The sequence below is a fragment of the Streptomyces sp. NPDC002669 genome, from assembly GCF_042889165.1.
GTDB lineage: Bacteria > Actinomycetota > Actinomycetes > Streptomycetales > Streptomycetaceae > Streptomyces.
Map to the genome: position 1 here is coordinate 396,448 of NZ_JBIAQQ010000003.1, position 13,033 is coordinate 409,480.

Here is a 13,033-nt window from a genome sequence, read left to right on the forward strand (position 1 = left end):
GGTGGAGAAGTACGGGCCCCCCGTCAGGTGGAGCGGTGAAGCGGTGTCACTGGGTGCGGTTCTCACCGCGGTAGTACTCGAAGACCCAGCCGAACAGACCGATCATGATCACCGGGGCCGAGAAGTAGAGCAGCCACCAGCCGAAGATGACGCCCATGAAGGCGAGCGCGCCACCGATCGCCAGCGAGAGCGGCTGCCAGCTGTGCGGGGAGAAGAACCCCACCTCGCCGGCCTCGTCCGCGACGTCGGCCTCCTTGTTGTCCTGCGCCATGGCGTCGACCCGCCGGGCCGTGAAGGCCAGGTAGAAGCCGATCATCACGCTCAGACCGAAGGACAGGAACAGCGCGGTGGTGCCGACGGGCTCCTTCGCCCACACGCCGTAGGTGATGGCCATGGCGAGCATGAAGATGCTCAGCCAGAGGAACATCTTGCCCTGGATCTTCACTTGCCGGCCTCCTTGCCGCCAGCGAGGGCCTTGTCATCCTCGGAGTGGTGCTCCAGCTGTTCCAGCGCGGCGATCTCCGGGTGGTGCAGGTCGAAGGCCGGGGATTCGGAACGGATCCGGGGCAGCGTGAGGAAGTTGTGCCGCGGCGGCGGGCAGGAAGTCGCCCACTCCAGCGAACGGCCGTAGCCCCACGGGTCGTCGACCTCGATCTTCTTGCCGTACTTGGCGGTCTTCCACACGTTGTAGAAGAACGGCAGCATCGACAGGCCGAGCAGGAACGAGGCGATCGTCGAGATCGTGTTCAGCGCGGTGAAGCCGTCCGCCGCGAGGTAGTCCGCGTAACGACGCGGCATGCCCTCGGCACCGAGCCAGTGCTGCACCAGGAACGTGCCGTGGAAGCCCACGAACAGCGTCCAGAACGTGATCTTGCCGAGCCGCTCGTCCAGCATCTTGCCGGTGAACTTCGGCCACCAGAAGTGGAATCCGGAGAACATCGCGAACACCACGGTGCCGAAGATGACGTAGTGGAAGTGCGCGACGACGAAGTACGAGTCCGAGACGTGGAAGTCCATCGGGGGCGATGCCAGGATCACGCCGGTCAGACCACCGAAGGTGAAGGTGATCAGGAAGCCGACGGCCCAGAGCATCGGTGTCTCGAAGGACAGCGATCCCTTCCACATCGTGCCGATCCAGTTGAAGAACTTCACACCGGTCGGTACCGCGATGAGGAATGTCATGAACGAGAAGAACGGCAGCAGCACACCGCCCGTGACGTACATGTGGTGGGCCCACACCGTCACGGAAAGACCGGCGATGGCGATCGTCGCGCTGATCAGACCGATGTAACCGAACATCGGCTTCCGGCTGAAGACCGGAATTACCTCGGAAATAATTCCGAAGAATGGTAGCGCGATGATGTACACCTCTGGATGGCCGAAGAACCAGAAGAGGTGTTGCCAGAGCAATGCGCCGCCATTGGCCGCGTCGAAGACATGTGCGCCGAATTTACGGTCGGCCTCCAGCGCGAAGAGCGCGGCGGCGAGGACCGGGAAGGCCAGCAGGACCAGCACACCGGTCAGCAGGACGTTCCAGGTGAAGATCGGCATGCGGAACATCGTCATGCCGGGGGCGCGCATGCAGATGATCGTGGTGATGAAGTTGACCGAACCGAGGATCGTGCCGAAGCCGGAGAAGGCCAGACCCATGATCCACATGTCGGCGCCGACACCCGGCGAACGGACCGCGTCCGAGAGCGGGGAGTAGGCGAACCAGCCGAAGTCCGCCGCACCCTGCGGGGTGAGGAAGCCGGCCACCGCGATGATCGAGCCGAACAGGTACAGCCAGTAGGCGAACATGTTCAGCCGCGGGAACGCCACGTCGGGCGCGCCGATCTGCAGCGGCATGATCCAGTTCGCGAATCCGGCGAACAGCGGCGTCGCGAACATCAGCAGCATGATCGTGCCGTGCATCGTGAACGCCTGGTTGAACTGCTCGTTCGACATGATCTGCGTGCCGGGACGGGCCAGTTCGGCGCGCATGAAGAGCGCCATCAGACCGCCGATGCAGAAGAACGCGAACGACGTGACCAGGTACATCGTGCCGATCGTCTTGTGGTCAGTGGTGGTCAGCCACTTGACGACGACGTTTCCCGGCTGCTTGCGCCGGACCGGCAGCTCGTCCTCGTACGAGTCGTCTGCTGCCGCGGCACCCTGAGGTTCGTTGAGGATGCTCACAGTTTGTTCGTCTCCGCATTCCTGGCCGGGTCAGTCTGCTCGATGCCGGCCGGCACGTAGCCCGTCTGGCCCTTCTTCGCCAGCTCCTTCAGGTGCGCCTGGTAGCGCTCCGGGGAGACGACCTTGACGTTGAAGAGCATGCGGGAGTGGTCGACGCCGCAGAGCTCGGCGCACTTGCCCATGAAGGTGCCCTCCTGGTTCGGAGTCACCTCGAAGGCGTTGGTGTGGCCCGGAATGACGTCCTGCTTCATGAGGAACGGCACCACCCAGAAGGAGTGGATGACGTCACGCGAAGTCAGGACGAAGCGGACCTTCTCGCCCTTCGGCAGCCACAGGGTCGGGCCCGGGTTGCCGTTCTGCGGGTTCCGGGTTCCCGGGATGCCGAAGTCGTAGACGCCCTCGGCGTTCTTCGGGAAGTCCTTCTGGAACCGGTCGGGGATGGCGTTGAGCTCCTTGGGGATCTCGCTGCCCGTGGCGGCCGAGCCGTCCACGTCCTCGATGTAGTTGAATCCCCAGCTCCACTGGTAGCCGACCACGTTGATGGTGTGGGCGGGCTTCTCGGAGAGCGAGAGGAGCTTCGATTCATCGCGTGCGGTGAAGTAGAACAGCACCGAGACGATGATCAGGGGTACCACGGTGTACAACGCCTCGATGGGCATGTTGTACCTGGTCTGCGTAGGAACCTCGACCTTGGTTCGGCTGCGCCGGTGGAAGATGACGCTCCACAGGATCAGACCCCAGACCAGCACGCCCGTGGCGAGCGCTGCCGCCCACGAGCCCTGCCAGAGAGAAAGGATCCGTGGTGCCTCTTCCGTTACCGGCGTGGGCATACCGAGGCGGGGGAAGTCCTTGTATGTGCAACCGGTTGCGGTCGCCAGGATCAGGCCCGCAGTCAGCACCTGCGGCAGCTTCCGCCGCATCGGGCGCCGCGACGAGCGGTCGGAGCCGTTGGGACTCACGTAGCGCCTTCCCGAGAGTCTCGCCCGCGCGGTCGGCGCGGCCGTCTTTCTGGTCGGTCGCCGCCCTGACGCGGGCAGGGGTTTGGATGTTTATGCGGACCAAACCCTACTGGACGCTATTTGGGGTCGCGCGGGGAGGGTGCCCAACGCGCCGTCCGACTCCCCGAAGGGGTGGAATGCACGGCTCCGGCCGCCATCTGACGCCCCCTCTCCCGGCGGCGCGGAAGGCCCGTTCCGGCCCCCCGGCCCGGGGCGGGCTAGCGTGGCCGGGTGCCCTACTTCGACACCGCATCCTCCGCTCCCCTGCACCCCGTCGCACGGCAGGCGCTGCTTGCCGCACTGGACGAGGGCTGGGCCGATCCCGCCAGGCTCCACCGCGAGGGGCGGCGGGCCGGGCTGCTGCTGGACGCCGCCCGGGAGGCCGCCGCCGAGGCCGTCGGATGCCGGCCGGACGAGCTCACATTCACCCCTTCGGGGACCCGGGCCGTGCACGCCGGGATTTCCGGGGCGCTCGCGGGCCGTCGGCGTGTCGGCCGCCATCTGCTCGTCTCCTCGGTCGAACACTCGTCGGTACTCCATTCGGCCGCCGCCCATGAAGCCGAGGGCGGCTCGGTCTCCGAGGTGGCGGTGGACCGCTCGGGGGCGGTGGACGCGGCGGACTGGGCGCGGGCGCTGCGGGCGGACACCGCGCTGGCCTGTCTGCAGTCCGCCAACCACGAGGTCGGCACCGAGCAGCCGGTGGCGGAGGTCGCGGAGGTCTGCCGGGAGGCGGGGGTGCCGCTGCTGGTGGACGCGGCGCAGTCGCTGGGCCGGGTGCCGGTGCCGGGCGGCTGGTCGCTGCTGGTGGGCAGCGCCCACAAGTGGGGCGGGCCCTCGGGGGTGGGGCTGCTGGTGGTGCGCAAGGGAGTGCGGTTCGCGCCGCGCGGGCCGGTCGACGAGCGGGAGTCCGGGCGGTCGGCGGGGTTCGAGAACATTCCGGCGATCGTCGCCGCGGCGGCCTCGTTGCGGGCGGTGCGGGCCGGGGCGGAGGCCGAGGCCGCGCGGCTGCGGGTCCTGGTGGACCGGATCAGGAGCCGGGTGCCGGAGCTGGTGCCCGATGTGGAGGTGGTCGGCGATCCGGTGCGGCGGCTGCCGCACCTGGTGACCTTCTCCTGTCTCTATGTCGACGGGGAGGCCCTGCTGCACGAGCTGGACCGGGCGGGTTTCTCCGTGTCGTCCGGTTCGTCCTGCACCAGCAGCACGCTGACGCCGAGCCATGTGCTCAGGGCGATGGGGGTGCTGTCGGAGGGGAACGTACGGGTCTCGCTGCCGGACGGCACCCGCGACGAGGAGGTCGACGCCTTCCTGGAGGCGCTGCCCCGGGCGGTGGCGGAGGTACGGGCGAGGCTCGGTGCGCCCGCGTCGGCGGCCGTCTCCCCCGCCCCGGCCGCGTCCCTGGTGGTCGACGCGCTCGGGAAGCGCTGCCCGATCCCGGTGATCGAACTCGCAAAGGTGATCGGGGAGGTACCAGTGGGCGGGACGGTGACGGTGCTCTCCGACGACGAGGCGGCGCGCCTGGACATCCCCGCCTGGTGCGCGATGCGCGAGCAGGAGTACGTGGGCGAGGAGCCGGCGGACCGCGGCTCGGCCCATGTGGTGCGCCGGCTCGTCTGAGAGCCCGCCGGGCGGCCTCCGGCCGGAGGCCCGCCCGACACCCGTCGGGTCAGCCCAGGTGGACGCGGACCTCGGCGGCGGCGTCGTGGCCGTACGCCTTGGTGAAGCGGTCCATGAAGTGGGCGCGGCGCAGGGTGTACTCCTGGGTGCCGACCGTCTCGATGACCAGGGTGGCCAGCATGCAGCCGACCTGGGCGGCGCGCTCCAGGCCGACGCCCCAGGCGAGGCCGGAGAGGAATCCGGCGCGGAAGGCGTCGCCGACGCCGGTGGGGTCGGCCTTGATCTCCTCCTCCGGGCAGCCGACCTCGATCGGGTCCTCGCCCGCGCGCTCGATCCGGACGCCGCGGGCGCCGAGCGTGGTGACCCGGTGGCCGACCTTGCCCAGGATCTCCTCGTCGGTCCAGCCGGTCTTGGACTCGATGAGCCCCTTCTCGTACTCGTTGGAGAAGAGGTACGTGGCGCCGTCGAGGAGGATCCGGATCTCCTCGCCGTCCATCCGGGCGATCTGCTGCGAGAAGTCGGCGGCGAAGGGGATGCCCCGGCTGCGGCACTCCTCGGTGTGGCGGAGCATGCCCTCGGGGTCGTCGGCGCCGATCGAGACCAGGTCGAGTCCGCCGACCCGGTCCGCGACGGCCTTCAGCTCGATGAGCCGGGCCTCGCTCATCGCACCCGTGTAGAAGGAGCCGATCTGGTTGTGGTCGGCGTCCGTGGTGCAGACGAAGCGTGCGGTGTGCAGGACCTCGGAGATCCGGACCGAACCGGTGTCGACGCCGTGCCGGTCGAGCCAGGCGCGGTACTCGTCGAAGTCGGAACCGGCGGCGCCGACCAGGATCGGGTTCGTACCGAGCAGACCCATGCCGAAGCAGATGTTGGCGGCGACACCGCCCCGGCGCACGTCGAGGTTGTCGACCAGGAAGGAGAGCGAGACCGTGTGCAGCTGATCCGCGACCAGCTGGTCGGCGAAACGGCCGGGGAAGGTCATGAGGTGATCGGTGGCGATGGAGCCGGTGACTGCGATGCGCACGGGGAGACTGCTCCTGCGGAGATCGGGGGGAACGGTTGACGGCGTTCCCTGGGCGGCGTGACAGTTCACGCTACCCGCTCCCCGGACCCGGCTGAAGCGGGGAAAACTACCCGATAGTAGGGCTTTCCTCCCGAGCCGTGTGGTGCCTACGGTGCGGTTATGTCGAACCACATCGCCACTCACGAGTCCGAAATGAGCCTGGCCGAGCTGCGCGGGGACTGCGCGCAGATGGCTCCGCACTGGGCGGCCCATCCGAAGTCTGCCCCTGTTCCGGTGGCTCCGTCCCGGATTCACGGCGTCACCGTGCCCGCGGCCTCCGCCCGGCTGGTCGATGCCATGCCCGAGTACGGCGACTGATTCCGGCCGGTACCGGCACGGTGCCGGTACCGGCAACGATCGCGCCCGCCCCGGGAGGGAACCGCTCGCGCCCCTGCCCCGTCCCACCGTTGTCCCCGGACCCCGGGGACGGACGACGGGCCGGATCACGACACGTGACGGCCACGCAGGCGAAGGAGCGATCCGGTGAGCACCGAGCGACCCGACAACGACGTGACCGGCCCCCGGCGGCGTTCGCCGCTCGCCGTGGCCTCGGTGGCGGCAGCCGTACTGCTGGCCGGGGGTGGCGGCGCCTACTGGGCCGCGACCGCCGCCGACGGTGACCGCACGACGGCCGGCAGCGCGGACGACAGTGGCGGCGCCCCTCCCCCGCTGGCCCTGGACGCCGGATCGGACGGCCCCGCGAGGTCGGACGGGCCCGCACGGGGCATCGCGCCCGGCGAGCCCGACCCGAGCGGCGGCCGGGTGGTCTACCGGGTGTCCGGCGAGCTGCCCCAGGGCCCCGGCAGGGCTGCGGTGCGGCGGGCGACGGGGACCGTCTCGGCCGCCGAGGTGACCCGGCTGGCGAAGGCGCTGGGCCTGCGGGGGACGCCCCGGGCGGAGGGCACGACCTGGACGGTGGGGTCCGCCGGGGACGGCTCGGGCCCGGTCCTCCGGGTGGAGAAGCAGGCCCCGGGCACCTGGTCCTTCAGCCGTTACGGCTCCGGCGGCACGGACAACTGCCGTGACACCAAGGTCTGTTCGAGCCAGAAGGTGTCCCCGGGCGGTTCCGGCGACCCGCTGGGCGAGAGCGCGGCCAAGGCCGCCGCGACCCCGGTCCTGAAGGCGGTGGGGCAGGACGACGCCGCACTCGACACCCGCCAGCTCATGGGCTCGGTACGGGTGGTGAACGCCGACCCGAAGGTGGGCGGGCTTCCCACGTACGGCTGGTCGACCGGCATCCAGGTGGGCCCCGGCGGTGAAGTGGTGGGCGGCGCCGGGAACCTGAAGGCCCCGGAGAAGAGCGACAGCTATCCGGTGATCAGCGCGGGCGAGGCGCTGAAGCAGCTGAACGGGCGCTCGATGCGCGGGGGCCTGCGGAAGGACATCGGCGGCTGCGCCACCCCCGTACCGCTGCAGGACGGGAAGGGCGACCCGAAGCAGCAGCCGAAGGTGGACTGCGGGACGCGGACCGGGGCGGAGCGGCCGCCGACGAGGACCGTGACGATCGAGAAGGCGGTCTTCGGCCTGTCGATGCAGTACGTGGCGGGCGAGCGGACGCTCGTGCCGTCCTGGCTCTTCTCGGTGCGGCAGGATGCCGGGGGCCCGGGCACCACGATGCCGCGGGTCGCCGTGGCCCCCTCGTACCTGGCCAAGGACGCACCGGCGACGGCCGTGCCCGTGCCGACGCCGACGCAGCCCCCCGGGGACGGCGAGAAGTCCGGCCGGCTGCTGTCGTACAGCGCCGACGGGCGGACCCTGTCGGTGAAGTTCTGGGGCGGGGTGTGCAGCACGTACACCGCGAGCGCGACCGAGGACGGGAACCGGGTCACGGTGACGGTGACGGAGACGAAGCAGCCGGAGAAGAAGGTCTGCATCATGATCGCCAAGGAGCTGACCCGCACGGTGACGCTGGACGCGCCGCTCGGTGACCGGAAGGTGGTCGACGCGACCTCGGGCGGCGCCGTGCCCCGCGGCTGAACCGCACACACGCACGACGGCGGCGGCGGTGGTCCCTGGCCAGGAACCACCGCCGCCGCCGTCGTGCCGTTCCGCCGTTCCCGGGATCCGCCCGCCCTGTCGGGGCGTGCGGCCCGCGGGGGTCAGCTGAAGGAGTCCCCGCAGGCGCAGGAGCCCGTGGCGTTGGGGTTGTCGATCGTGAAGCCCTGCTTCTCGATGGTGTCGACGAAGTCGATGGAGGCGCCGCCCAGGTACGGGGCGCTCATCCGGTCGGTGACGACCTTGACGCCGTCGAAGTCCTTCACGACGTCCCCGTCGAGCGAACGCTCGTCGAAGAAGAGCTGGTAGCGCAGGCCCGAGCAGCCGCCGGGCTGAACCGCGACGCGCAGCGCCAGGTCGTCACGGCCTTCCTGCTCCAGCAGGCTCTTGACCTTGGCTGCGGCGGCGTCGGACAGGAGGATGCCGTCGCTCACGGTGGTGGTCTCGTCCGATACGGACATCTGCTTCTCTCCCGGGTTGTACGGAGACTGCTTGCCGACGTTGCAACCGTCGGAGCCGCGGATTCATTCCGGGCCGAGCGCTTGCCTGTTCCATTCATGCTCGCACACCGCCCCGGCGGGGGGATGCGTCACATCGACACTATGGCCATCGTCAAAGTGACGTGAACCGGATATGATAGATAGCGTCAATTAGACGAAAAGACTTCGCGGAAGCTTTTCGCAGAGGCTTTCAGCAGAGAAGAAAGGGTGCGTGACGTGACCACGGCCCACCCCGTCCAGGATCTCGACGTCCAGCCGACACCCCTCGCCCTGCTCCTGCTCGGCCGTGAGGCCGACCCGAAGAGCGAGCGCGGCGTCGAGTGCCCCGGCGACCTGCCCTCCCCGTCCGACCCGGACCTGGTGGAGCGCGCCCGCGTCGCCAAGGAGAAGCTCGGGGACAAGGTGTTCGTCCTCGGCCACCACTACCAGCGCGACGAGGTCATCCAGTTCGCGGATGTCACCGGCGACTCCTTCAAGCTCGCCCGGGACGCGGCGGCGCGGCCGGAGGCCGAGTACATCGTCTTCTGCGGCGTGCACTTCATGGCCGAGTCCGCGGACATCCTGACCACGGACGACCAGAAGGTCGTGCTGCCGGACCTGGCGGCGGGCTGTTCCATGGCGGACATGGCCACCGCCGAGCAGGTCGCCGAGTGCTGGGACGTGCTGACCGAGGCCGGGGTCGCCGAGCAGGTCGTGCCCGTCTCGTACATGAACTCCTCCGCCGACATCAAGGCGTTCACCGGGCGGCACGGCGGCACCATCTGCACCTCGTCCAACGCCCAGCGGGCCCTGGAGTGGGCCTTCGAGCAGGGCGAGAAGGTGCTCTTCCTGCCCGACCAGCACCTCGGCCGGAACACCGCGGTCCGGGACCTGGGGATGTCGCTGGAGGACTGCGTCCTCTACAACCCGCACAAGCCGAACGGCGGCCTGACCGCCGAGGAGCTGCGGAACGCGAAGATGATCCTGTGGCGCGGGCACTGCTCGGTGCACGGCCGCTTCTCGGTCGAGTCCGTGAACGACGTGCGCGAGCGGATACCGGGCGTCAACGTCCTGGTGCACCCGGAGTGCAGGCACGAGGTCGTGGCCGCGGCCGACCACGTGGGCTCGACGGAGTACATCATCAAGGCCCTGGAAGCGGCCCCGGCCGGCTCGAAGTGGGCGATCGGCACCGAGCTGAACCTGGTGCGCCGCCTGGCGAACCGGTTCGCGGCCGAGGACAAGGAGATCGTCTTCCTCGACCGGACGGTGTGCTTCTGCTCGACGATGAACCGCATCGACCTGCCGCACCTGGTGTGGGCCCTGGAGTCGCTGGCCGAGGGCAACCTCGTCAACCGGATCGAGGTCGACCCGGAGACGGAGAAGTACGCGAAGCTGGCGCTGGAGCGGATGCTGGCGCTGCCGTAGCGAAAGGCCCGGACGGGCCGTCGGCGAGGGACCCGTCCCCCGCCGAAGTCGCACGAAGGCCCTGGCACCGTCGGAAACCGACGGTGCCAGGGCCTTTCGCGTGCCGGTCGTCAGGCCCCGACCGGCTCCTCCTCCCGGACCTCCTCCGCGGGCTCGGCGGCGCCCGCCTTCCCCGCCCGCCTGGCGGCCTTCTTCTTCGCGCGGCGCTCCTTGCGGAGTTCGACCATCGCGTAGAGCGTCGGCACCAGGAGCAGGGTCAGCAGGGTCGAGGTGACCAGGCCGCCGATCACCACGACGGCGAGCGGCTGGGAGATGAAGCCGCCCTCGCCGGTGACGCCGAGCGCCATCGGGAGCAGGGCGAAGATCGTCGCCAGGGCGGTCATCAGGATCGGGCGGAGCCGGTGGCGGCCGCCCTCGACGACCGCTTCGACGACGCCCATGCCCTGGGCCCGGTACTGGTTGATCAGGTCGATCAGCACGATCGCGTTGGTCACCACGATGCCGATCAGCATCAGCATGCCGATCATCGCCGGAATGCCCATCGGGGTGTCGGTGGCGACGAGCAGGCCGATCGCGCCGGTCGCCGCGAACGGGATGGAGACCAGCAGGATCAGCGGCTGGACCAGGGACCGGAAGGTCGCCACCAGCAGCATGAAGACGATCGCGATCGCGGCCAGCATGGCCAGGCCGAGCTTGGCGAACGAGTCGCTCTGGTCCTCGGTGACCCCGCCGATGGTGGCGGTGGCGCCCTCGGGGAGCTCCAGCGCGTCGATCTCCTTCTCCAGCGCGGCGCTGACCGCGCCGGTGTTGTCGCTGGTGGGCTTGGCGGTGATGGTGGCGGCGCGCTGGCCGTCGATCCGGGTCATCGAGACCGGGCCCGGGACCAGTTCGACGTCGGCGACCTGGCCGAGCTTCACCGGGCCGAGGGGAAGGGCCTTCAGCTCGGCCAGGGTGGTGGCCGGGTGGGCGGACCTGATGACGACGTCCCGCTCGGTGTCGTCCATGACCGCCTTGCCGGCCGGGGTGCCGCGCACCGCTCCGGCGACGGCCGCGCCGAGCGCGCTCTGGTCGAAGCCGGCGTCCGCCGCCCTGGCGTCGGGCTTCACCGAGATCCGCGGGACGCTCTGCGAGAGGTCGCTCTGGACATCGGTGACGTCCTCGATTCCGGCGACCGCGCCCCGCACCTTCTCGGACGCCTTGCGCAGCACGTCCGCGTCGGCGGCCTTGACCACGACGCTGAGGTCCTGGCTGCCGAAGCCGTCGCCCGCGGCGATGGTGGTGTCACCGATGCCGTCGAGGTCGCCGAGCGCCTTGTCGATGCGCTTCTGGGTGGCGTCGAAGTCGCCCGAGTCCTTCAGGGTGACCTGGTACGTGGCCTGGTTGGAGCCGGTGCCGCCGCCGAAGGCCGCCATGAAGCCGGAGGAGCCGACGGTGACCTGGTAGTCCTTGACGCCCTTGTCGTCCGCGAGGACCTTCTCGACCTTCTTGGCCGCCTCGTCGGCGGACGCCAGGCTGGTGCCGGGGGCCAGCTCCTGCTTGATGGAGAGGACCTCCTGCTCGCCCTGGTCGAAGAAGTTGGTCTTCAGCAGCGGGGCCATGCCGAAGGTGGCGAGCAGCACCACGACGGCGATGACGAGGCTGGTGACACGGCGCCGGGTCGCGAAGCGGAGCACCGGGACGTACATCCGCTGGAGCCGGCTGCGGGCCTCCTTCTCCTCCGCCTTGCGACGGGCCTCGTCCGGGTCGTCCAGGGCGGTGCCCTTGGGGGCGCGCAGGAACCAGTACGACAGGACGGGCACCACGGTCAGCGAGACCAGCAGGGAGGCCAGCAGGGCCGCGGTGACGGTCAGCGAGAAGGAGCCGAAGAGCTCGCCGACCACGCCGCCGACGAGGCCGATCGGCAGGAAGACGGCGACCGTGGTGAGGGTCGAGGAGGTGACCGCGCCGGCCACTTCCTTCACCGCGGTGATGATCGCCGACTGGCGCTCCTCGCCGTAGCCGAGGTGGCGCTTGATGTTCTCCAGGACCACGATCGAGTCGTCGACGACCCGGCCGATGGCGATGGTCAGCGCGCCGAGCGTGAGCATGTTGAGCGAGAGGTCCCGGGTCCAGAGCACGATCAGCGCGAGGACCACGGAGAGCGGGATGGAGACCGCGGTGACCAGGGTCGAGCGCAGCGACGCGAGGAAGACCAGGATCACGACGACGGCGAAGAGCAGGCCGAGCGCGCCTTCGGTGGTCAGACCGGAGATCGCCTTGGAGACGGCGGGGCCCTGGTCGGAGACCACGGTCAGTTCGGCGCCGGCGCCGAGGTCCTTGCGGAGGCCGGGGAGCTTGTCCTCGACCGCGTCCGAGATGGCGACGGCGCTGCCGTCCTTGTCCATGGTGGCCATCACGGCGAGGCTCGGCCGGCCGTTCGTCCGGGTGAGGGAGACCGCGGTGGCCTGCTCCTGCTCGACCTTCGCGACGTCACCGACGCGAACGGGCTTGCCGCGCTCGCCCGTTGCCGCGCCCTGGGGGGCGATCCGCAGGTCCTCGATCTGCTTCAGGGAGGTGAAGGCGCCGCCGACCTGGACGGTGCGGCTCTTGCCGGCCTCGGAGAACGAACCGGCCGGGACGGTCGCGCCGCCCGCCTGGAGCGCCTGGGCGAGCGTCATGGCGTTCAGCCCGGCGGCGGCGAGCTTCTTGTCGTCGGGGGTGACGGAGACCTGGAGGTCGCGCACCCCGTCGACGGTGACCTGGCCGACGCCGCTGATGTCCTCCAGGGCGGGGACGACCGTGCGGTCCAGCTGGTCGGCGAGCGCCTGCTGGTCCTTGTCGGAGGTGACGGCCAGGACGACCGCCGGGATGTCATCGGTCGAACCGGCGATGACCTGCGGGTCCACGTCGTCGGGAAGCAGGGCGCGGGCGCGGTTGACCGCCTGCTGGATGTCGGCGACGAGCTGCTTGGTGCCCTCGCTGCCGAAGTCGAAGGACGCCATGATGACGGCGTTGCCCTCGCCGGCGGTGGAGGTGATGCCGGTGACCCCGTCGACCGCCTTGAGGGAGTTCTCCAGCGGTTCGACGACCTGCTTCTCGACCACATCGGGGGACGCGCCCTGATAGGGGGCGAGCACCGACACCACCGGAAGCTCGATGGTGGGCAGCAGCTGCTGCTTGAGCTGCGGGATCGCGATCGCTCCGAATACGAGCGCGACGATCGAGATCAATCCGATCAGGGCCCGTTGCGCGAGGCTGAATCTGGACAGCCAGGACATGGGTGAGGTCTCTCTTCTGTGGCT

At 69.8% G+C, this 13,033-nt stretch carries 10 protein-coding genes; 4 read left to right on the top strand and 6 right to left on the bottom strand.

Going from position 1 to position 13,033, the window contains the following annotated elements; genetic code table 11:
• Window positions 1–46: 46 nt before the first annotated feature.
• From ACFYW1_RS06625 to coxB, 3 genes are read right to left on the bottom strand one after another with little or no spacing between them, the layout of a single operon-like run.
• Window positions 47–445, bottom strand: a complete 399-nt coding sequence (locus ACFYW1_RS06625; protein WP_356932196.1) for a cytochrome c oxidase subunit 4 — start codon at window positions 443–445, stop codon at window positions 47–49.
• Complete coding sequence (gene ctaD, locus ACFYW1_RS06630; protein WP_388987966.1) at window positions 442–2,178, bottom strand: cytochrome c oxidase subunit I; 1,737 nt, start codon at window positions 2,176–2,178, stop codon at window positions 442–444. Before ctaD ends, ACFYW1_RS06625 begins: the two co-directional genes overlap by 4 nt.
• Complete coding sequence (gene coxB / locus ACFYW1_RS06635; RefSeq protein ID WP_388987969.1) at window positions 2,175–3,137, bottom strand: cytochrome c oxidase subunit II; 963 nt, start codon at window positions 3,135–3,137, stop codon at window positions 2,175–2,177. The genes ctaD and coxB overlap by 4 nt, the downstream gene beginning before the upstream one ends.
• A 270-nt stretch (window positions 3,138–3,407) precedes the next feature.
• On the opposite strand from coxB, the gene ACFYW1_RS06640 reads away from it, so the two are divergent.
• Window positions 3,408–4,790, top strand: a complete 1,383-nt coding sequence (locus tag ACFYW1_RS06640) for a cysteine desulfurase/sulfurtransferase TusA family protein (RefSeq protein WP_388987972.1) — start codon at window positions 3,408–3,410, stop codon at window positions 4,788–4,790.
• 49 nt (window positions 4,791–4,839) lie between these two features.
• Here ACFYW1_RS06640 and ACFYW1_RS06645 read toward each other — a convergent pair whose 3' ends face one another.
• Complete coding sequence (locus ACFYW1_RS06645) at window positions 4,840–5,814, bottom strand: carbohydrate kinase family protein (RefSeq protein ID WP_388987975.1); 975 nt, start codon at window positions 5,812–5,814, stop codon at window positions 4,840–4,842.
• 159 nt (window positions 5,815–5,973) lie between these two features.
• Between ACFYW1_RS06645 and ACFYW1_RS06650 the strand changes: the two genes are divergently transcribed.
• The gene (locus ACFYW1_RS06650) at window positions 5,974–6,171 is read left to right on the top strand and encodes a hypothetical protein (protein ID WP_388987978.1); all 198 of its coding nucleotides are present in this window, start codon (window positions 5,974–5,976) and stop codon (window positions 6,169–6,171) included.
• A 165-nt stretch (window positions 6,172–6,336) separates the two neighbouring features.
• Window positions 6,337–7,830, top strand: coding sequence for a hypothetical protein (locus ACFYW1_RS06655; protein WP_388987981.1), 1,494 nt, complete (start codon window positions 6,337–6,339; stop codon window positions 7,828–7,830).
• Between the two features lie 122 nt (window positions 7,831–7,952).
• Here the strand turns inward: ACFYW1_RS06655 and erpA are convergent, their stop codons facing one another.
• Entirely contained in the window at window positions 7,953–8,309 is a 357-nt protein-coding gene (gene erpA, locus ACFYW1_RS06660; protein WP_189540679.1) for an iron-sulfur cluster insertion protein ErpA, read from the bottom strand.
• Window positions 8,310–8,555: 246 nt separating this feature from the next.
• On the opposite strand from erpA, the gene nadA reads away from it, so the two are divergent.
• Window positions 8,556–9,752 (top strand): quinolinate synthase NadA, encoded by a 1,197-nt coding sequence (gene nadA / locus ACFYW1_RS06665; protein WP_388987984.1) that lies wholly within the window; start codon window positions 8,556–8,558, stop codon window positions 9,750–9,752.
• Between the two features lie 110 nt (window positions 9,753–9,862).
• On the opposite strand, the gene ACFYW1_RS06670 is transcribed toward nadA, so the two are convergent.
• Entirely contained in the window at window positions 9,863–13,009 is a 3,147-nt protein-coding gene (locus ACFYW1_RS06670) for an efflux RND transporter permease subunit (RefSeq protein WP_388987987.1), read from the bottom strand.
• Window positions 13,010–13,033 lie beyond the last annotated feature (24 nt).